Genomic DNA, 19,372 nt, shown 5'->3' with positions numbered 1-19,372 from the left:
TTAAGTTGAATTTAAATTAATTGGATACAAGAGGTTAACTCCTTGAGCGATATGGCGAAAAATCTAATACTCTGGCTGGTCATTGCAGTAGTGCTAATGTCAGTGTTCCAGAGCTTTAATGGTGGTGATCAGGCAGATCGCCAAACAAGTTACACTCAATTTGTTAGCGACGCTCGCAGTGGCGCTATCCAAGAAGTCTCAATTGAAAGCACCACAGGTACGATTACTGGTACTAAAACAAATGGTGAGCGCTTTCAAACCATCATGCCTATGTATGATAAAGACATCTTGAATGATCTTTTAAAAAGCAACGTTAATGTCAAAGGCGTTAAGCCAGAAGAGCAGTCATTCCTCGCCAGCATTTTAATCTCTTGGTTCCCGATGTTACTGCTTATTGGTGTGTGGATTTTCTTCATGCGTCAAATGCAAGGCGGTGGCGGTAAAGGCGCGATGTCTTTCGGTAAGAGTAAAGCGCGCCTGATGAGTGAAGACCAAGTTAAAACAACGTTTGCTGATGTTGCTGGTTGTGACGAAGCGAAAGAAGATGTCACTGAACTTGTAGACTTTTTACGTGACCCATCAAAATTCCAAAAGCTAGGTGGTAGCATCCCGAAAGGTGTGTTGATGGTTGGTCCTCCTGGTACAGGTAAAACGTTACTAGCTAAAGCAGTAGCTGGTGAAGCTAAAGTGCCGTTTTTCACAATTTCAGGTTCTGATTTCGTAGAAATGTTTGTTGGTGTTGGTGCATCACGTGTACGTGACATGTTCGAGCAAGCTAAAAAAGCAGCACCTTGTATCATCTTTATTGATGAAATCGATGCAGTAGGCCGTAAACGTGGCGCTGGCATGGGTGGTGGTCACGATGAGCGTGAGCAAACGCTAAACCAGATGCTTGTAGAAATGGACGGCTTTGAAGGTAATGAAGGTATTATCGTTATCGCTGCAACGAACCGCCCTGATGTATTAGACCCTGCGTTATTACGTCCTGGCCGTTTTGACCGTCAAGTTGTTGTTGGTCTTCCTGATATTCGAGGCCGTGAACAAATCCTTAAAGTTCACATGCGTAAAGTGCCATTAGGTGACAACGTTGAAGCTGCGGTAATTGCACGTGGTACACCTGGTTTCTCTGGTGCTGACCTTGCAAACTTAGTTAACGAAGCCGCGTTATATGCAGCTCGTGGTAACAAACGCGTTGTAAGCATGGCAGAGTTTGACGCTGCAAAAGATAAAATCATGATGGGTGCAGAGCGCAAGACCATGGTGATGAGTGAGCAGGAAAAAGAAATGACTGCTTACCATGAAGCAGGTCACGCGATTGTTGGTCGCATGGTGCCTGAACATGATCCAGTTTATAAAGTGTCTATCATTCCTCGTGGTCGTGCTTTAGGTGTCACTATGTACCTGCCAGAGCAAGATCGTGTAAGCCATTCAAAAGAGCTATTAGAGTCAATGATCTCGAGTCTTTACGGTGGTCGTATCGCTGAAGCACTTATCTACGGTGAAGATAAAGTGACAACCGGTGCAAGTAACGATATTGAACGTGCAACTGATATTGCTCGTAAAATGGTTACCCAGTGGGGTCTCAGTGAAAAACTTGGTCCGTTACTTTACGCTGAAGATCAAAACGAAATGTACATGGGTGGCGGCGGTAGCCGTGCTATGAGCATGTCTGATGAAACAGCAAAAGTTATCGACAGCGAAGTTCGTTTATTCTCAGACCGTAACTATCAACGTGCAGAGCAAATCCTTAAAGATAACATTGATATCTTACATGCGATGAAAGATGCACTCATGAAGTATGAGACGATCGATGCGGGTCAAATTGATGACTTAATGGCACGTCAGCCTGTACGTGAGCCACGTGATGTTCATGACCGCCGTTCAGACGATAAAAAGCCGAGTGCGAAAGCTGAGCCTGTAGTTAATGAAACTAAATCTGATGATTCAGTAAAAAAGGATGAAACAAGCCTTGATGACAAAGCTGAATAATCGCTAGAATATAAAAAGCAAAAGCCCCGGATGCCGGGGCTTTTTTGTAGCATAAAATTGGCTCACTATTCCAGTGGAGTCCAGTGAAGCAAACGCATGGAAGTTTAAGTAAAAATGACCGCTCTTAAATTACCGCGAGGTCGCATTTTACGCCTCGATTCCCCTGTTGTTATGGGGATTTTAAATGTCACTCCTGATTCATTCTCTGATGGTGGTAGTTATTGTCAACTCGACAGCGCTGTCAAACAAGCTAAAACGTTATTAAATCAAGGCGCAAAAATAATTGATATAGGTGGTGAGTCAACCCGCCCTGGGGCACCTGATGTATCTCTTGAGGATGAGCTTGAACGCGTTATCCCTTTAGTTAAAGCGCTAAGAGCATCCAGCGACTGTATTATTTCTATTGATACCAGCAAAAGTGAGGTAATGCGCCAAGCGATAATTGCAGGGGCTGATATCATTAATGATGTCAGATCTTTGCAAGAGCCAGGGGCAATAGAGGTATTAGCACAATACCCTGAGGTGGCAATTTGTTTAATGCATATGCAAGGTCAGCCTCGTACGATGCAAAGTAACCCACATTATGATGATTTATTTGCTGATATTAACGAATTCTTTGCAGAGCGTTTAGCCGTGTGTGAGCAAGCGGGCATTCAGTCTGAACGTATTATTTTAGATCCAGGTTTTGGCTTTGGTAAAACACTGGCTCATAATTACCAAATCTTAAATAAGTTTGATGTATTTAACCAATTCAAATTACCGGTTCTTGCGGGATTATCTCGTAAATCAATGATCGGTAACTTATTAAATAGAGATACCAATGAACGCTTAGCGGGAAGCCTTGCAGGCGCGCTGATAGCAGCACAAAACGGTGCAAAAATCATTCGCGTTCATGACGTACAAGAAACAGTTGATGTGCTTAGCGTTTGGCAAGCATGTACTAAAGGAATTACAAATGAGTAAAACAAGAAAATATTTTGGCACGGACGGTGTACGTGGCATGGTGGGTGAATTCCCAATCACTCCAGAGTTTGCGCTTAAGCTTGGTTGGGCTGCAGGTCGCGTTTTATCAAAAATTGGTACCAAAAAAGTCATTATTGGTAAAGACACCCGTATTTCTGGCTATATGCTTGAAACATCACTTGAAGCTGGCTTAATCGCCGCTGGTATCGATGTTGTTTTGTTAGGCCCAATGCCAACGCCGGCGGTTGCATATCTTACGCAAACGTTCCGTGCTGAAGCGGGTATTGTAATTAGTGCATCTCATAACCCCTACCATGATAACGGAATTAAATTCTTTTCAAGCAGAGGCTTAAAATTACCAGATGATGTTGAGCTTGAAATTGAAGCCATGATGGATGAGCCAATGACCTGCGTTGCCTCTGACAAACTTGGTAAAGCGCGTCGTTTAGAAACGGCTGATGGTCGTTACATTGAATTTTGTAAAAGCCAATTCCCACAAGGCTTATCGCTTGAAGGTTTAAAAATTGTACTCGATTGCGCAAATGGTGCTACATACCACATTGCACCGTCAGTAATGCGTGAGTTAGGTGCTGACGTTATCTGTCATGCTTGTGAGCCAAACGGGGTAAATATCAACCTAGAGTGTGGTGCAACCCATGTTGAAACGCTTAAACGCAAAGTATTAGAACACAATGCTGATGTTGGTATTGCCTACGATGGTGATGGTGACCGAGTAATGATGGTTGACCACAATGGTCGTGTATTTGATGGTGATGACATTGTTTATATCATTGCTTGCCAAGCCGCTAATGACGATATTTTAGGTGGGGGTGTTGTTGGCACTGTTATGTCTAACATGGGCCTTGAAAATGCATTAAAAGCGCGCGGTATTGGCTTTGCTCGTAGTAAAGTAGGCGACCGCTACGTGATGGAACTACTGCAAGAAAATGGCTGGAAAATCGGTGGTGAGAGCTCAGGCCATGTATTAAATCTTGATTTAATCAGCACGGGTGACGGCATTATCTCAAGCTTGCAAGTGTTAGCGGCAATGGTTGCACAGAATAAAACGTTGCAAGACTTAGGGGCAGGTTTTACAAAGTACCCAATGAAAATGATCAATGTTCGTTACCCACAAGGTACCGATCCAACGCAAGATCAAGCTGTAGTTGAGATGGTAGCGCATGTTGAAGAGCAATTAGGTGATACAGGCCGAGTATTACTTCGAAAATCAGGTACAGAGCCTGTTGTTCGAGTAATGGTTGAAGCTGAGCAAGAAAAAGTTGTACTTGATAGTGCTCGCAAAATAGCTGAAGTTGTCGAAACTGTGAGCAAACAAACCGAGGCATAACAATAACCTCTTGTAACTTCGGGCAAGTCGAGTTAGTATCTTGCCCGCTTTCAAATGTGGAGTGGAATAATGGCAACACGTAAGCCGATGGTCGCAGGTAATTGGAAAATGAACGGCTCTTTAGAGCTTGTTGAACAGTTATCAACTGCTATTAAAAATGTTCAAACGGATGAACTGGATATAGTGGTGTTTCCACCATTCCCATTGTTGAGTTCTTTGCAGCAACAAAACGTCACGTTTGGTTCGCAAACAGTCTCTGAAAATCAAGCAGGCGCATTTACGGGTGAAGTAGATGCTCAGCTAGTCAAAGACCTAGGCGCAGCTTATACGTTAGTTGGCCATTCTGAGCGTCGTAGCATTTACGGTGAGTCAGATGACGTTGTTGCAGATAAGTTTGCGCGAGCGCAGCAAGTTGGCTTAACTCCTATCCTATGTGTGGGTGAAAGCGAGCAGCAACGTGAAGCAAACGAAACTGAATTAGTGGTTGCAGCTCAAATTGATGCTGTAATTAGCAAATTAGGTGTAGCAGCACTGAAGAATTCTGTGGTAGCATACGAGCCCGTTTGGGCCATTGGCACAGGTAAGACTGCCTCTCCTGAGCAAGCGCAAGCTGTGCACAAATTTATCCGTGAGAAGATTGCTTCTTCGGATAGCGATGTAGCACAGCAGTTAACCATCTTATATGGTGGTAGCGTAAATGAAAAAAATAGCGAATTATTATTTGCACAACCAGATATAGACGGCGGCCTTATTGGAGGCGCGAGTCTTAAAGCAGATTCATTTACTGCTATCTGTGAAAGTGCAAAAGGGACCGTATAAGATGTACGAAATTTTATTAGTAGTTTATTTAATTGTTGCTTTAGCATTAGTTGGTATGGTTTTAATCCAACAAGGTAAAGGCGCAGATATGGGTTCATCATTTGGTGCTGGCGCTTCTGGTACCGTGTTTGGCTCATCAGGTGCTGGTAACTTCATGACTAAAACAACAACAATCTTAGCGACGATCTTCTTCGTACTAAGTATTGTTCTAGGTAACCTTACTGCAGGTCAAATCAAAAAGACTGATGAGTGGGAAAACCTAGAAGCTGCGCCAGCTGTTGAAACTGTAACGCCAGCACAATCTGATGTGCCTGCGACAGAAGATAAAACGTCTGACGTACCTAACTAATTAGCTTTGCTAATTAGCGTTAAGCAGTTTTCATTCCTCAAGTAAACTTAAAGCTTAACAACATACAGAATTGTATGCGGATGTGGTGGAATTGGTAGACACGCCATCTTGAGGGGGTGGTGGCTTCGGCCGTGGGGGTTCAAGTCCCCCCATCCGCACCAAAATTAAAAAGCTGTAACTCACTGAGTTACAGCTTTTTTCGTTTTAGTGCTTCATAAAATAAAATGCGCACCTTTATAGTGCTTTTATTCTAATGTCATTCCCGTGCACGAAATTAACTAATTGATTATTAATTGAAATAAAAATTGGAGTCTTCCTTGCTTAACTAGAGTTGATATCACTACTTTGAGGAAGCAAGATGGCCAGAATGAGTTATTTAAGTGCTATAGAACGATATGAAGAGCAACAACAGCTTATTCATGAACTGCTTCTTTCTATACTTGCCAGCGTTCAGGCATCGTTGACTAACAAGCATGCCTATCAACAGCTCGTCAATCAATATCCATTTCTAGAATTGCAATATTGCTTGAATGAACAAGGCATTCAGCAAGGTGATAATGTCTGCTTTAAGCGTCAATACAGCAAGAAACTGGGTCATATTGGAGCAGGACAGGACTTAAGTGCTCGGCCTTATTTTTTACTCGCTTCGTCAACACTTGTGCCGCATTTTACTTCGCCGTATATTTCGACTGCGACTAAGCATCTTTGTATCTCAGTGATCAAAACAATCCCTTCAGGCAACGATAAACAGCAGTTTTTGGTTATCGATGTGTGTTTAACAGAACTGATTGAATTTATTATGGGAGACACCAAACGAGCCAGAATGACACCTTACTTTAAGGTAGGTTATGGCTTGATTGTCACTTGTTTGTTTTGCTTGGTGTTCTATCTGTTATATAAAGTGTTTGCTGGAATGGTGGACTTAGTGATTAGCGAAGACACCCAGTCAGACCCGCTTAAACCATTTACTATTATTATCTTTGTTACTTTAGCGTTGGTTATTTTTGATTTAGGTAAAACAATTCTAGAAGAAGAAATCCTCATGCATAAGGATATTTTTCGCCACAGCTCAACAAGACGTACGATCACACGCTTTATCTCAACAATTTTGATTGCAGTATCGATAGAAGCCTTACTAACCATGTTTAAAGCAGCACTCGGGCAAACTGAGTATGTTATACCTGCTGTATTGATGATGTTTGCTGTGGTAGGTCTGTTGATTGCACTGGCAATTTACGTTTACCTAGGCGCCAAAGCTGAAGATGTGCTGACCCAGGTGCAACGCTTAAAAGTAAAACACTAATGAATAGGGCGCTTTGTTTAAAACGCAGCGCCCTGAAATTGATTAAAGTGTACCGCCAATGCCAATACTTGGGTTAACGTACACAGGACCTACTTTAAATGGCGCATTAATATCTAGGCTTGCATAGGGGGTGCAGGCATTTAAAGTTAATATTGCAGCTGCAAGAGCAGCTAGGCGAATTATTTTTTTATTCATTACATTTGCTCCTGAATAACAATACCAGCACCGGCTGGATCACGAATAATTGCGACACTGCCACTTCGTACTTTGTCACTTGGTGCCATCAATACGATGCCGCCTGCGGCGGTTACTTTTAATAGGGTCGCGTCAACATCGGCTACTTTAATGTAGTTCACCCATGTGTTGCCTATCTCGGCATCTGGTTTTTTTACAAAGCCAATCGCAGGTGTGCCATTTAAAGCTAAGTAACTGTAATTGCCATTATTAAGCGGTTTATTTTGTGCTGAATAATTACCAAGTGATTGGTAAAAGGCTTTGCTCTGCTCTGGGTTATCACTCCATACTTCTTGCCAAATCCAGCCGTTATCGGTTTGACGAGTTTCAGGGTCACCATTAACGGTATTGATCAGTGAAAAAACAGCCCCTTGAGGATCTTCTAATACAGCAATAGTGCCACGGCCTTTAATTTCGGTACTACTTACTAAGACTTTTCCTCCGGCTTTGATAGTTTTTTCACTAACGGCAGCGATGTCTTTACTACTGATTAAGCTCAGCCAGTGGCTGGCATTTTGTTTATTATCAAGTTCTGCCATACCTGCAATTAATTTTCCGTCTAATGATGCCAGCGTATAGCTGTCGTTAACGGCTTGAAACTGCCAACCAAACACACTGCTATAAAATGCTTTCGATTGTGACAAATTTGGTGTGATCAAATCATGCCATACTACGTGACCTGAGTTTTTTGTTCCTGAATCACTGATTGCGGGTAGTTCGCTTGAAGTAAGCTGGCATCCGGTCAATGAGACCGCAGCGACTGCTATTAAAATTGCAGCACGTAAGGGGGTGAGTAATTTCAAAATTTGCTCCTTGCAAAATGGGATCAAATAAAAGCATAGACTATTACTTGTTTGAAATTCAATCAAATTGAAGTGTTACGATAGAATAATCTAACTACTACTAAATGCGTGGGAATAGGATAAATTTATACTGCTGTTATGTTACTCTTTGAATTTGTGCAATAATTTTAATTGCAATAGTCATTTAATTGAAGAGATTATTCAAATTGTCATACATTTAATTGTTTAAATTAATATAATCAGCATTAAATTAAAAAAATTATACATATTTTCACAAAACTGACATATAATACCCCTCCAGAGGAAAGATGCTTACACCTAAGCGTCTTTTTTTATGCCTGAAATTTACGGGTAAAAATACACACACACGGTATCCTTTGGAGTTTTAATTGAAATTACGTCACCTCTCACAGTTAACTGTAGCTATTGTTGCTGCATTATCTACTTCAGCCTTTGCTGAGCAAGAAAAAACCACTGCTAAACAAGATGCTTTCGAAAAAATCGAAGTAACAGCGCGTAAGCGTACAGAAAGCATTTTTGAGTCGCCAACAGCAGTGACATCAATCGGTGAAAACCTGATTGATAAAGCGAACATGAGTAACCTAGAAGACATTGGCAAATACGTACCTAACCTAAACATCACTCGTTACGGTGTAGGTAATGCGGCACATGCATCTGTATTCATTCGTGGTATTGGTTTACAAGACCATGTGATCACAACTGATCCGGGTGTAGGTGTTTACTTAGATGGCGTTTACCTTGGTCGCCAAATGGGCTCTAACTTATCATTACCAAATGTTGAGCGTGTAGAGGTATTACGTGGTCCACAAGGTACTTTGTACGGTCGCAACACATTAGGTGGTGCAGTAAATATTATTACTAAGCAACCGGGTGATGAAGGCATTGTGACTACAAATGCAAAAGTAGGTAGCCGTGGTCGTTTAGCCGGTGACGTTTACTTTAATAACAGCCTTACAGACACTGTAAGCATGTCGGCAAGCGTGTCTTATAAACAACGCGATGGTGTAGGTGAAGCGATTAACCTTGCTAACCCAGAGAAAGAAATTGGTGAAGAGCAAGAGTTAAGTGGTCGTATGGCGCTTAAATGGCAAGCAAACAGCGACTTATCTTTTGTGTTCTCAATTGATGGTGTTGATAACGAATCAGGCCAATCACCATACACAATTGAGCTAACGGCGCCACTTGACCCGAATGACCCATTCAATGGTGATTTCCCATTACTTACAGAAGACATGTTACCGAGCGATCCTGATGATTTAGCAACGACGGTAGCGGGTATTGAGTCGACGGCTTACTCAGGCTGGGGTACTTCATTAACAGCTGATTGGGATATCAATAACACCTATACAGCTAAGTTTATCACAAGCTACCGTAGCTCAGAATACGAAGGGGGTCTTGATGATGACGCTGTTGCCCTTAACTTATCAGAGTTCCCTGAAGAAGGCGGTGCAGATCAATATTCATTCGAAATCCAGTTAAATGGTAGCTTCGATAATATGGACTTTGTGTCTGGCTTATACTTCTTTAATGAAGATGGCTTCACAAGTTCTGGTCCGTTTGTATTTAGCCCATTCAACACACCTGATGGTCTTCTGAATGATGGTACTACAGCGTCTTTTGGTGATTACGGTTACTTTGATATCAACCAAGAAACTAACTCATACGCAGCTTATATCAATGCAAGCTATGATCTAAGCGACGATTTAACTGTGGGCGGTGGTCTTCGTTATTCGAAAGATAAAAAAGAAGCCGATGCCTTATTCCCAACGTTTGCGACACGTAAATACGTAAGTGCTGATTTTGATGCGGTAACATGGGATTTAAATGCGTCGTACCAGCTTAGCAATAACATGAACGTGTATGGCCAAATCCAAAAAGGTTATCAAACAGGTGGTTTCCCACCGCGTCCATTTGGTGGTCCTGATCAATTTGTTTCTTTCGATGAAACAAAAGCAATTAACTACGAGCTAGGCCTTAAAGGTCAAGTACATGAAGACGTATCTATGATGCTTGCGGTGTTTGTTACTGACTACACAGACCTAGCATTACCATTCTCAGATCCAACTGCAGGTGGCGGTTTCGTTACTATCGTAGAAAATGCGGGTGAGTCTAAAGCACAAGGTATCGAGCTTGAAACAACAATTGCATTTACAGATGACTTTACGCTTCGTAGCGCAATTGGTTACCTAGATTCAGAAATCACAGAAGTAGATGACGGTGTATTAGGTATTGGTAAAGGCGACTCACCAGCACTAACACCACGTTGGACTGTGATGGTCGCACCTTCTTATTTCATCGATTTAAGTAACGGTGGCACAGTGGCAGTAAACGCTAACTACTCATACCGTAGCGATATGCAAGGTCAATCAGTTTACAACCAAAGTGAACACATTGATTCTCGTGAATTAGTTGGCTTTAACATCTCTTACTTAAACCCGAACGGTGACTTTGAAGTGACTTTTTACGGTGAGAACGTGTTAAACGAAGTATACGATGTGGGTCGTTTACAACAATCTGGTTTTGTTGGCGTAATGCGCAGCAACGACCGCAGTGAATTTGGCTTAAAATTCAAAAAAGAATTTGAGCTTTAATTACTAACAAAAAAGGGCAAGTAAATACTTGCCCTTTCTTTTTAATTATTTTTCTCTTGCTCGCGTTTTTCGCGCGCTTCTCTTAATTCTTCAGCCAGTTCTTTTGCTTTTTGTTTGGTTTTTTCAGAAAGCTCACCAGCCGCTTCTTTACTCTCAATCCATGCATCTAAGGCAATTTCTTTACCGTCATCATACATGCTTAAGCCCATCTTTTTACTTTCTTCGAGTAACTCTTGCAGTGAGTCGTCGTTAAACTCATTGGTGGCGTCTTTTACGTCGCTCCAAGCATCATTTAGCGCTTGCTTTACTTCCTCTTTTGCTTCGCTGGCATCTTTCTTGGCTTGCTCTGCGTCATCACAACCTGTTAAGGCAATACAGCCTAATAAAACTAAGCTTGCTAATTTGTTCATATTTTTCTCTAATGGTTAATTAACTATTAAGCAGTATAAGCAATAAAAAATGAATATAGCTAGAACAGCACGATTAAGTTTTCGGTTAATGGATGAAAATGATGCCGAGCTACTTTATGAGCTCGATAACGACCCTGAGGTAATGAAACATCTCACTCGCGGCAAAGTATCCACTATGCAGACCATTAAAGAGGTGTTTATTCCACGCTTGAATGCGTATCGAAATGAGCAAAAAGGCTGGGGGCTTTGGCAAGTAAACATCATAGAGAGCAATACTTTTATAGGCTGGGTATTAGTCAGGCCTATGGGCTTTTTTGAACAGCCTGATTTTAGTGATTTAGAAATTGGCTGGCGCTTTAAAAGAATGAGCTGGGGCAAAGGCTATGCGTCTGAGGCGGCACTTGCCATTGCTAAAGCCGTAAGCGAGCCAAAAGAAATAAAGTCGCTCAGTGCCACAGCACTTAAAGCTAACCCAGGCTCAATAAAGGTGATGGAAAAACTAGGCCTTAAGTTTGTAAAAAACTATACCCATCAAGATGAGCAAGGTGAATTACCTGCAGTACTTTATTCATGTCCTAAAGAGCAGCTTAGCTAAGTTAATCGTAACTAATTGACCTTATGGGTTTCACATGTCTAAATGGTTAAAATAACATCAAGAAAAAGGAAGTACCATGGCAAGTTTAGTCAAATACGCGGCACATTTGTTGATCGTTACCGCGATATCTTTTCATCCATCAAGCTTTGCAAAGCAAGCGGCCGTCGCTATGCCAGATAGCTACAGCAGTGATACGGCGCGCGCTATTTTAGAGCAAGGCGGCAACGCCGTTGATGCGGCAATTGCAGCACAGTTTGTATTAGCGGTTACTTTACCAGAAGCCGGTAACATTGGTGGTGGCGGTTTTATGCTTATACAAAAAGATGGCAAAGGTGATTTTATTGATTACCGCGAAACAGCCCCTGCTGCAGCTCATCGCGATATGTACCTTGATGATAAAGGCGATGTTATTGATAACATGTCTGTGTATGGTATTCATGCAAGTGGTGTACCGGGCAGTGTTGCTGGAATGTGGCTTGCCCATCAAAAGCACGGCAGCTTAGAGTGGAAGACTCTGCTAGAACCTTCAGTTAAATTAGCTGAACAGGGCTTTATTGTGCACCCTAAGTTAGCTGCGAGTATCGAGCGTTACATTGCGCGAATGGCTAAAAAATCGGTAAACATTAACTTTGCTGATTACTTTGCTGAAGCCAAAGCAAATAAGGTATTTAAGCAGCCGGAACTTGCCGCCACACTGAAACGTATTCGCGATCAAGGTAAAGCAGGTTTCTACGAAGGTGAGACAGCGAAGATCATTGCGACGTTTATGAAGCAACACGGCGGCATTATTACTGAGCAAGACTTAAAAGCTTATCAAGCTAAATCGCGTACACCGATTAAAGGTAATTGGCGCGGTTACGAAGTGCTCACATCACCACCGCCAAGTTCAGGTGGTATTGCTATTTTACAGTGGCTAAAAATGTACGACTTGGCAAAGCCAGAAGGAACGCTTGAGCACAACTCAACCACCTATGTTCATATTTTGGCTGAAGTTGGTAAACGCGTATTTGCCGACAGAGCTGAATATTTAGGTGACCCAGATTTTTATGAGGTGCCAAAAACAGCTCTACTTGCAGATGATTATCTTAGTAATCGTGCAAGTACAATTCGCCCAGATGCCATTTCAACTACCGAGAACATCAAACCTGGTTTACACGAAAGTGAGCAAACAACGCATTTTTCTATTCTAGATAAGTGGGGCAATGCCGTTGCGAATACCACGACCATCAACTTAAGCTTCGGTAGCGGCGTGGTTGTATCGGGCGCAGGGTTCATTTTGAATGATGAAATGGATGACTTTAGTGCCAAACCCGGTGTGATGAATGTATTTGGTGCAATTGGTGGTAAAGCTAACGAAATCCAACCTCATAAACGCATGTTGAGCTCAATGACACCCACCATTCTACTTCAGGATAACAAAGTTAAAATGGTAACTGGCTCTCCGGGTGGTACCACGATTATTAGCTCTGTGTATGAGTCAATTTTAAATGCGGTTGAATTTGATATGACTGCAGAGCAAGTGGTAGACAGCCCACGCTTCCATCACCAGTTATGGCCTAAAAATGTGATTAGATACCACACAGGTCTTGAACCAAAGGTTGTTACAGCGCTTGAGAAGATGGGTTATACACTTGATGAACGCCATTTTGGTGATATGCATGTGATCATCAATAAAGACGGTAAATTAGATGCAGCTTCTGAAGCATCAGGCCGAGGTAAGGCGATGGTGTTTTAATTATACCAATCCGCAATAATATTTAATCATTTTGAGGGATTAAACCTGTCGCTACCTGCGTTAAAAATTTCTCATTTAGAACAACTAAATAACGAAATTTTTGCCTTGTTATCAACAAGGTTTTCTTGCCTCAAAATAGACTACTTAATTAAGCGAATTGGCATTACACCTTAAACACAGGTACAAAAAAAAGCACCCGAGGGTGCTTTTTTTGATGGGCTGTTTAACCAATCGCTGGAATAAGCCCCGCCATTTGTAAACCTTGAGCACTAATAATAAGCACACCAAACAGGGCGGCCAGTGCTAAGCCAATATTACCGCCTTTAACTTGGTAACCCACATCAGGTTTGCTGCTTCGTTGCTTATAGACCATAGCAACCGGTAAAAATACCGCTAAAATAACCAGCGCAATGGCGGCGTAGCCAAGTGCCATAATAAACCCTTGTGGATAGAATAGCGCAAAGCCTAGCGGTGGAATAAAGGTGATCAAGGCTGTTTTGATACGATCTTTACTGCCATCACCTTTTTTAAATGCATCAGCAAAAAAGTCGAACAAACCTAAACTCACCCCTAAGAAAGACGTGGCTAATGCTAAATCAGCAAAAATGTTCACAGCGGTGGCAACATGTGGGCTGTGAGCAATGCTAGCAACACTGCTTACAAAACCGGGTAACCCTTGGCTTTGTAGTAAGTCGCTTTGACTCATCATGCCTTGGCTAAGTAATTGCCAAAAAATGTAAATCACTAAAGGCAGAGCTGCACCGGCCACCATTACTTTACGAAGTGTTTTGATATCTAAACCCACGTATTTCACTATCGACGGAATAGAGCCATGAAAACCAAACGAGGTAAACACCACCGGGATTGCAGATAAAATCAGACCTTGTTCAATCGGCATTTCAAGTAAGTGTTGACCGTGAACATAAGGTGTAAGCATATAAAATAAGCTGGCTAGTGCGCATACTTTAATCGTGAACAGTACGCGGTTAAGCTTATCGACTTTGCTGGTACCGAGTGTCACCACAGTACCAATCACAACAGCCAGAATAACTGAGCCAACTTGCGGCGCTAAAGAAAGCGATAAACTATTGTTGAGCTTTTCTTGTAATTGCGCACCACCACCTGCGATATAGGCAGCGCATAATGCGTAAAACAAAAACATCACTGAAAAGTTAGCGACCCATTGCCCACGTTTACCTAACCATGACTTAGCTAACGTATTGAGGGTTGCATCTCTGTCGGCATATTGATGTAGCTCTAGCATCAGTAATGCTGTGTAGGTCATTAAAACCCATGTAAGTAAGATAAGTGATAACGCTGTTGTGAAACCAAGCCCCGCGGAGGCGATAGGCAATGCCAGCATCCCTGCACCTATGGTGGTGCCAGCAACAATTAACATGCTACCTATTGTTTTATTTTTAAGCACTTTTGCCCCTTAAACTTCGTGAGAGGCAAGCAAGATATAACTTGTTTAACAAAACTTAAATAGTTTTGTTATAAATCAAAGAAATTAAATGTAACCTATGATTTACATGTGCAAACAGGCAGTTGAAATCAGCAAATAACTTTTTGCCAAATAGCATGAGTATTCGTGTTGACAAAATCACCATTTAGGCGGATTCTTAAGCTTCTTCAACTTACTTTATTAAATACCATGATGCAGCTAAACCAACGACCAACAAACAATTGTATGCGCCTGACCTCATCAGTCGTATGGTCTGTTATTTGCTGCGGTTAATTAAGTAAGTTTTACTAACCGCGTTCTAAGCGGTTGGTTATTTCCCTTTTAAATTTTCTTCCGCTTTTTTCGCCTTTTTAAAGGAATAAGCTAGTGCCTGTTAAAGCCTCATATTTTTTAATGGTGGTGATTTGGTCAACAACACCACTGGGTATTGTTTGGAGTAGTGAAACGGTAGCACCAACCCTGGCTGTGTTTTTACGCATGCTGGTGGGGCTGGTGTTGGCTTCGTTTGTCGTTGCTGTTGCCAATATCCGAGTGCCCTGGCATCGCCGTGCTTTATTCCTTTATGGCTATTCAAGCATAGGTATTTTTGGCGGTATGTTATTAAGCTACATGGCCGCTAAAACAGTGCCTTCAGGGTTAATATCATTGATGTTTGGTCTTGCGCCAATTTTATCGGGCTTACTTGCGCAAAAGATCTTGAACGAACCTAAGTTCAGCGCCATTAAGCTTGGCGCACTTGGCTGTGCCTTAATTGGTTTATTTTTAGTAAGCCAGCGCCATATTCAAGGGGGAGTAGAGCAGCTTAGTGGCCTGTTATATGTATTTATGGCAGTGTGCTTTTTTAGTTTGAGCGGTGTGATGATCAAACGGGTAAGAATTGCTATTCATCCAATGGCCACCACATTTGGCGCGTTGGTTTTTGTAACCCCGCTGTTTTTTATTACTTGGTTGCTGGTAGATGGCCAACTTAATAGCCAGATGTGGAGTTCAAAATCACTGTACTCAATTGTTTACTTAGGCGTGTTTGGCTCACTAATTGGTGCGCTGGCGTATTTTCATGTATTGCAGAAGTTGAACGCCAGCACGGTCGCATTAACAACCCTGATCACACCAAGTTTTGCAATTGCGATTGGTGGTTTGCTTAATGATGAGCCTATTGACCAAGCTCTGATTGTTGGCGCGACCATCATTATGATTAGCCTCGCATTTTTTCAGTTTGGTGATAAGTGGCTTAAGCGCTTTAAGCGTGTGAAGTCGGTAGAAATGAGTTAAAGCTAGTAGCCGCTTCGGCGGCTACATTTTTGCAATTTGAATGACTAAACGACGGTTTTTGTTTCGGTCTAAAATGTTGTAGTTGCTAGCAACATGGCGCTTTTCACCGTAACCATCGGAATCTACTTTGCTTTCATCGACCCCTAAGCTAACAATGTAATCCTTAATCGCTTTAGCACGTTTTTTTGATAATTCGAGGTTATTCCAGCGACCACCGTAGCTATCGGTGTAAGAAGATATTGAAATAGATTCGATGTTGGTGTCGTACTTTAAGTATTCGCCAATTTTATCTAAGCGTTTTTGTGATGATTTAGTCAGTTTGCTGGTATTAGGCTCATAGTTCATCACTGTGAACGAAATATCTTCAAAGCTGTATGGCAGCATTGCATCTCGGCACTGTAAAAACGCCCAATAGGCTTGCTTAAAGTTGACACTCGATAAACCAACGGCAATTTTATCGGCACTGTTTTGCCAGTCTTGGTAATAAAATGTCGGTTGGTAACCTTTTTCTAGTTCGGTCAGCATTTCCCAAGCAGTTTTGTTACCAAGCTCGCCGTCAAACTTACGTAATAGCTTCATGTTTGCTAAGTCGCGAGCAGGCATACCTGCACGCCAACTAGGTGGTACGGCTTTTAGACCAGCAATACTGTAGTTGTCTGGGCGTACGACCATATCAAGGTTAAAGTTTACGTCTTTATTTTTACTGGCAGTGGTACTGAAAATTGCTTCACCATAGTAAGGAACTTCATGATTTAATTGGCATTCTAAGCGAGAAGTTTTAACCATTTGCCAGTTCGACATATCAGCATTAGCGGTATACTCACGCATGGCTGCATGCGCATTTATACTTGCAACTGAGGTTAATAGGCCTAGGCTTAAAGGAAGTAATGAAAGCTTCATCACGGTAATTCTCCAACAAATCATCAATGCCAAATAATTGGCAATTTTTGTGTTTAATTGCTTCAGCATACTAAACACAGGGCTAGCTGATTAATATAAAGCAAGTAATATGCCTAAAAACTAAGTAAGAATCTGCGATTTCACACTATTTACTCTAGCAGAGTAGCCGTGGTTTTTGACATAATAGCCAGCTTACACTGGCAAACCAAGAAGACTATGGAAAATACTGAACAAACTCTTTTCGCAAAACGCTTTCGTGGCTTTTTTCCTGTTGTGATTGATGTTGAAACCGCAGGTTTTAACAAAGAGACCGATGCGTTATTAGAAATTGCTGCATCTGTACTTAAAATGGATGACGACGGCGTGTTAAGTATTGATCATACGGTGCATTTTCATGTTGAGCCATTTGAAGGCGCGAATATTGAACAAGCGGCCATTGAGTTTAATGGTATTGATCCTTTTTCTGCGCTGCGTGGTGCAGTGCCTGAAGAAGAAGCGATTAAAGAAATCTGTAAGGTTGTGCGCAAGGCACAAAAAGCAGCGGGTTGTCAGCGTTCAGTGGTAGTAGCACACAATGCAGCGTTTGATCACGGCTTTTTAAATGCCGCCATTGAGCGTTGTAAAATTAAGCGCACGCCATTTCATCCATTTGTTAGCTTTGATACCACATCATTGGCAGGCCTTGCACTAGGGCAAACAGTATTAGCTAAAGCGTGTAGGGCGGCAGGGATTGAGTTTGATAATAAACAAGCTCACTCAGCACTTTATGATACCGAACGCACAGCAGAACTGTTTTGTTTAATCGTTAATCGCTGGCAACAACTCGGCGGTTGGCCATTGCCTGAAACTGAAGCGACAGAAGAGGAGCAAGACTCAGCCGTTAAAACGACTGAGTGATCTTACCTTCAAAAAAACGCACCATGTTAGGAGGGTAAATACGTGAAAACTGTTTACTCTCTTGCGCTATCTTAAGCTCCACCCCTGGATGCATTAATTCATTCACTTTTAAGCGACTTGTTGCTAATAAGCGCGCAATCTTAATTTTCACTAAGTGTTTCTTTTTCTTAGTGTTGGCTGTTTTAATTTTAATCTGCTGCTCGCTGGCAGTGATCTTTTTAATATAATGCGCCCGTTGAGCTGGGTCGGGTATTTTATTGGCCTTTTTGCGTGCTTGCTGTAAAGCTGCTGCTTTTGTTGCTAATAACTTTTCAAAGTCATTAATTTGCTGCTGCTTTTGGCGTAAATCATGCCAGTACTGAGCAATGAAAACCCGTGTTTTAGTGCCTGATGGCGCACCAAGCTCGCCGGTTTCAATTCGCATCGCATCTAAAATATTGCCACCAATAATTTTGCCTCGCGGGTTATTGGCTTTGCCAACGCGAATAAGGCGACGAGCGCTTAAATCACAATGCAAAGCTTGGCGTTCAATGAATAAATCTTGCTCTGTTTTTATATGGCAGTACTGAGCATAACCAACAGAGATAGTGCGCGAAGCCGTGATGTTACAGGTAAAGTTTTCAACGTTTTCACGCTTTCTGCCAACAGCCCCAAGCATCACGGTGACTTCACTTTTACTTTCAATTGTGGCTGATTCAACAAAGCCTAATACAGTGATATCCCCCGTTGCTTTGACGCGCATTCCATCTTTTACATCACCACTGATAATGACACTGCCATCAAATTCGACATGGCCCGTACTTACATCAACATGATGAAAGCACAATACATCGTCCACGCGCATACCGCGGGGTAGGGCAACAGGCACGCCTTTAGCATCGGCAATTAACATATTGCTATTGTTTGGATCGATACGCGTTCCTTCAAATGGCTCAAGAGGTAAGTCTTTACCGGACTTAGCTGGCATCACATCACCAAACACCGTAAAGCCATCTTCACCAGGTGTTGCAGGCACTCGTTGCATTAATGGCGTGCCGGGTTTAACGGTAATAATGGCACCTAAATTACGCATGTCGACTTTACCGCCTGAGGTCGCTTGCGGGCTAAGAACGCGGTCTTGTGCTGTTGAGCATAAGCGCACGAATTTAGCATCAGTGCCTTCTTTAGGCATTCTGCCATGGGCAACAATTGCGCTGTAATGGGCGCCGGGTGGTTGCTTAAATTGTTGGCCTAAAAAAGTATCAAGGGCACGTAAACTAATGCCTTTAATCACTCCCGCCTCTGCAAGCACCTCTTGCGCCATATCCATGCTAACAATTTTACCGCCACGGGCTGTTGTTAGGCTTGCTTCAACCACCATGTTTTTAGCATCGACTTTTACTTCAAGCTGAGCATCAACGGCTTTAGCAACCACTAACGATTGGCTTTGATATTGGCTGCTAGGGATGAACAGCTTACCTATATTGGCATCAATATATTCGTAGTTGGCATAAGGCGACTGCTCAAGTAATTCAATTAATTGAGAACTCGTAGTAGGAAAACCCGCATCCCTAGGATGCTCACACAAAGAGACATAGCCACTTTGTTCATCGAATGAAAACATCGACATCTGAAAAGCCCTGTAAAAAACTGCCTGTTATTATAGTTATGTGTTGTTACAGGTTATTTTTGGAGAAGG

General features: G+C 42.2%; 17 protein-coding genes and 1 tRNA gene. 12 read left to right on the top strand and 6 right to left on the bottom strand.

The annotated features are described in order from the left end of the window. Nucleotides 1-51 precede the first annotated feature (51 nt). The 7 genes from ftsH (at nucleotide 52) to IRQ78_RS06775 (ending at nucleotide 6,771) form a co-directional block, all read left to right on the top strand. Nucleotides 52-1,989 (top strand): ATP-dependent zinc metalloprotease FtsH, encoded by a 1,938-nt coding sequence (gene ftsH, locus IRQ78_RS06805; RefSeq protein ID WP_054551702.1) that lies wholly within the window; start codon nucleotides 52-54, stop codon nucleotides 1,987-1,989. Between the two features lie 114 nt (nucleotides 1,990-2,103). After that, a complete protein-coding gene (gene folP / locus IRQ78_RS06800; RefSeq protein ID WP_194441662.1) occupies nucleotides 2,104-2,952 on the top strand; it encodes a dihydropteroate synthase in 849 nt (282 codons plus the stop codon). Continuing rightward, entirely contained in the window at nucleotides 2,945-4,300 is a 1,356-nt protein-coding gene (gene glmM, locus IRQ78_RS06795; protein WP_054551700.1) for a phosphoglucosamine mutase, read from the top strand. The genes folP and glmM overlap by 8 nt, the downstream gene beginning before the upstream one ends. Nucleotides 4,301-4,369: 69 nt before the next feature. Next, nucleotides 4,370-5,119, top strand: coding sequence for a triose-phosphate isomerase (gene tpiA / locus IRQ78_RS06790; protein ID WP_054551699.1), 750 nt, complete (start codon nucleotides 4,370-4,372; stop codon nucleotides 5,117-5,119). 1 nt (nucleotide 5,120) lies between these two features. Further along, nucleotides 5,121-5,468, top strand: a complete 348-nt coding sequence (secG, locus tag IRQ78_RS06785) for a preprotein translocase subunit SecG (RefSeq protein ID WP_054551698.1) — start codon at nucleotides 5,121-5,123, stop codon at nucleotides 5,466-5,468. 76 nt (nucleotides 5,469-5,544) lie between these two features. Next, nucleotides 5,545-5,629, top strand: a tRNA-Leu gene (locus IRQ78_RS06780). A 197-nt stretch (nucleotides 5,630-5,826) separates the two neighbouring features. Beyond that, nucleotides 5,827-6,771, top strand: a complete 945-nt coding sequence (locus IRQ78_RS06775) for a general glycosylation pathway protein (RefSeq protein WP_194441661.1) — start codon at nucleotides 5,827-5,829, stop codon at nucleotides 6,769-6,771. Nucleotides 6,772-6,813: 42 nt separating this feature from the next. Here the strand turns inward: IRQ78_RS06775 and IRQ78_RS06770 are convergent, their stop codons facing one another. Together IRQ78_RS06770 and IRQ78_RS06765 are read right to left on the bottom strand one after the other, a co-directional pair. After that, on the bottom strand, nucleotides 6,814-6,966 hold the full coding sequence (locus tag IRQ78_RS06770) for a hypothetical protein (RefSeq protein ID WP_194441660.1): 153 nt from the start codon (nucleotides 6,964-6,966) through the stop codon (nucleotides 6,814-6,816). After that, the gene (locus IRQ78_RS06765) at nucleotides 6,966-7,808 is read right to left on the bottom strand and encodes a VOC family protein (RefSeq protein WP_194441659.1); all 843 of its coding nucleotides are present in this window, start codon (nucleotides 7,806-7,808) and stop codon (nucleotides 6,966-6,968) included. Before IRQ78_RS06765 ends, IRQ78_RS06770 begins: the two co-directional genes overlap by 1 nt. A 389-nt stretch (nucleotides 7,809-8,197) precedes the next feature. Here IRQ78_RS06765 and IRQ78_RS06760 point away from each other — a divergent pair, with 389 nt between their 5' ends. Next, entirely contained in the window at nucleotides 8,198-10,420 is a 2,223-nt protein-coding gene (locus IRQ78_RS06760) for a TonB-dependent receptor (protein ID WP_138601584.1), read from the top strand. A gap of 41 nt (nucleotides 10,421-10,461) precedes the next feature. Here the strand turns inward: IRQ78_RS06760 and IRQ78_RS06755 are convergent, their stop codons facing one another. After that, nucleotides 10,462-10,830 (bottom strand): hypothetical protein, encoded by a 369-nt coding sequence (locus tag IRQ78_RS06755; RefSeq protein WP_054551695.1) that lies wholly within the window; start codon nucleotides 10,828-10,830, stop codon nucleotides 10,462-10,464. Between the two features lie 49 nt (nucleotides 10,831-10,879). Here IRQ78_RS06755 and IRQ78_RS06750 point away from each other — a divergent pair, with 49 nt between their 5' ends. Next, nucleotides 10,880-11,425 (top strand): GNAT family N-acetyltransferase, encoded by a 546-nt coding sequence (locus tag IRQ78_RS06750; RefSeq protein ID WP_194441658.1) that lies wholly within the window; start codon nucleotides 10,880-10,882, stop codon nucleotides 11,423-11,425. A 76-nt stretch (nucleotides 11,426-11,501) separates the two neighbouring features. Continuing rightward, the gene (ggt, locus tag IRQ78_RS06745; RefSeq protein ID WP_194441657.1) at nucleotides 11,502-13,160 is read left to right on the top strand and encodes a gamma-glutamyltransferase; all 1,659 of its coding nucleotides are present in this window, start codon (nucleotides 11,502-11,504) and stop codon (nucleotides 13,158-13,160) included. A 223-nt stretch (nucleotides 13,161-13,383) separates the two neighbouring features. Here the strand turns inward: ggt and IRQ78_RS06740 are convergent, their stop codons facing one another. Continuing rightward, complete coding sequence (locus IRQ78_RS06740; RefSeq protein WP_194441656.1) at nucleotides 13,384-14,586, bottom strand: aromatic amino acid transport family protein; 1,203 nt, start codon at nucleotides 14,584-14,586, stop codon at nucleotides 13,384-13,386. Between the two features lie 405 nt (nucleotides 14,587-14,991). Between IRQ78_RS06740 and IRQ78_RS06735 the strand changes: the two genes are divergently transcribed. Further along, nucleotides 14,992-15,897, top strand: a complete 906-nt coding sequence (locus IRQ78_RS06735) for a DMT family transporter (RefSeq protein ID WP_194441655.1) — start codon at nucleotides 14,992-14,994, stop codon at nucleotides 15,895-15,897. A 21-nt stretch (nucleotides 15,898-15,918) separates the two neighbouring features. On the opposite strand, the gene IRQ78_RS06730 is transcribed toward IRQ78_RS06735, so the two are convergent. Further along, nucleotides 15,919-16,797, bottom strand: a complete 879-nt coding sequence (locus tag IRQ78_RS06730; RefSeq protein WP_194441734.1) for a flagellar protein MotY — start codon at nucleotides 16,795-16,797, stop codon at nucleotides 15,919-15,921. A 216-nt stretch (nucleotides 16,798-17,013) separates the two neighbouring features. On the opposite strand from IRQ78_RS06730, the gene rnt reads away from it, so the two are divergent. Further along, complete coding sequence (rnt, locus tag IRQ78_RS06725) at nucleotides 17,014-17,694, top strand: ribonuclease T (protein ID WP_138601594.1); 681 nt, start codon at nucleotides 17,014-17,016, stop codon at nucleotides 17,692-17,694. On the opposite strand, the gene IRQ78_RS06720 is transcribed toward rnt, so the two are convergent. Beyond that, nucleotides 17,678-19,303, bottom strand: coding sequence for a FapA family protein (locus tag IRQ78_RS06720; protein WP_194441654.1), 1,626 nt, complete (start codon nucleotides 19,301-19,303; stop codon nucleotides 17,678-17,680). The two genes, rnt and IRQ78_RS06720, sit on opposite strands and share 17 nt — an antisense overlap. Nucleotides 19,304-19,372: the final 69 nt, after the last annotated feature.

It is taken from the genome of Pseudoalteromonas simplex (assembly GCF_015278155.1).
GTDB lineage: Bacteria > Pseudomonadota > Gammaproteobacteria > Enterobacterales > Alteromonadaceae > Pseudoalteromonas > Pseudoalteromonas simplex.
The sequence above is the reverse complement of the archived record's forward strand: the minus strand, read 5'-3'. Positions and strand labels throughout refer to the sequence as shown.

Coding starts and splice junctions, on each gene's coding strand:
- IRQ78_RS06720 (WP_194441654.1), bottom strand. CDS start 19,303: ATGTCGATGTTTTCATTCGATGAACAAAGTGGCTATGTCTCTTTGTGT.
- IRQ78_RS06755 (WP_054551695.1), bottom strand. CDS start 10,830: ATGAACAAATTAGCAAGCTTAGTTTTATTAGGCTGTATTGCCTTAACA.
- ggt (WP_194441657.1), top strand. CDS start 11,502: ATGGCAAGTTTAGTCAAATACGCGGCACATTTGTTGATCGTTACCGCG.
- folP (WP_194441662.1), top strand. CDS start 2,104: ATGACCGCTCTTAAATTACCGCGAGGTCGCATTTTACGCCTCGATTCC.
- rnt (WP_138601594.1), top strand. CDS start 17,014: ATGGAAAATACTGAACAAACTCTTTTCGCAAAACGCTTTCGTGGCTTT.
- IRQ78_RS06770 (WP_194441660.1), bottom strand. CDS start 6,966: ATGAATAAAAAAATAATTCGCCTAGCTGCTCTTGCAGCTGCAATATTA.
- secG (WP_054551698.1), top strand. CDS start 5,121: ATGTACGAAATTTTATTAGTAGTTTATTTAATTGTTGCTTTAGCATTA.
- IRQ78_RS06750 (WP_194441658.1), top strand. CDS start 10,880: ATGAATATAGCTAGAACAGCACGATTAAGTTTTCGGTTAATGGATGAA.
- IRQ78_RS06775 (WP_194441661.1), top strand. CDS start 5,827: ATGGCCAGAATGAGTTATTTAAGTGCTATAGAACGATATGAAGAGCAA.
- tpiA (WP_054551699.1), top strand. CDS start 4,370: ATGGCAACACGTAAGCCGATGGTCGCAGGTAATTGGAAAATGAACGGC.
- glmM (WP_054551700.1), top strand. CDS start 2,945: ATGAGTAAAACAAGAAAATATTTTGGCACGGACGGTGTACGTGGCATG.
- ftsH (WP_054551702.1), top strand. CDS start 52: ATGGCGAAAAATCTAATACTCTGGCTGGTCATTGCAGTAGTGCTAATG.
- IRQ78_RS06730 (WP_194441734.1), bottom strand. CDS start 16,797: ATGAAGCTTTCATTACTTCCTTTAAGCCTAGGCCTATTAACCTCAGTT.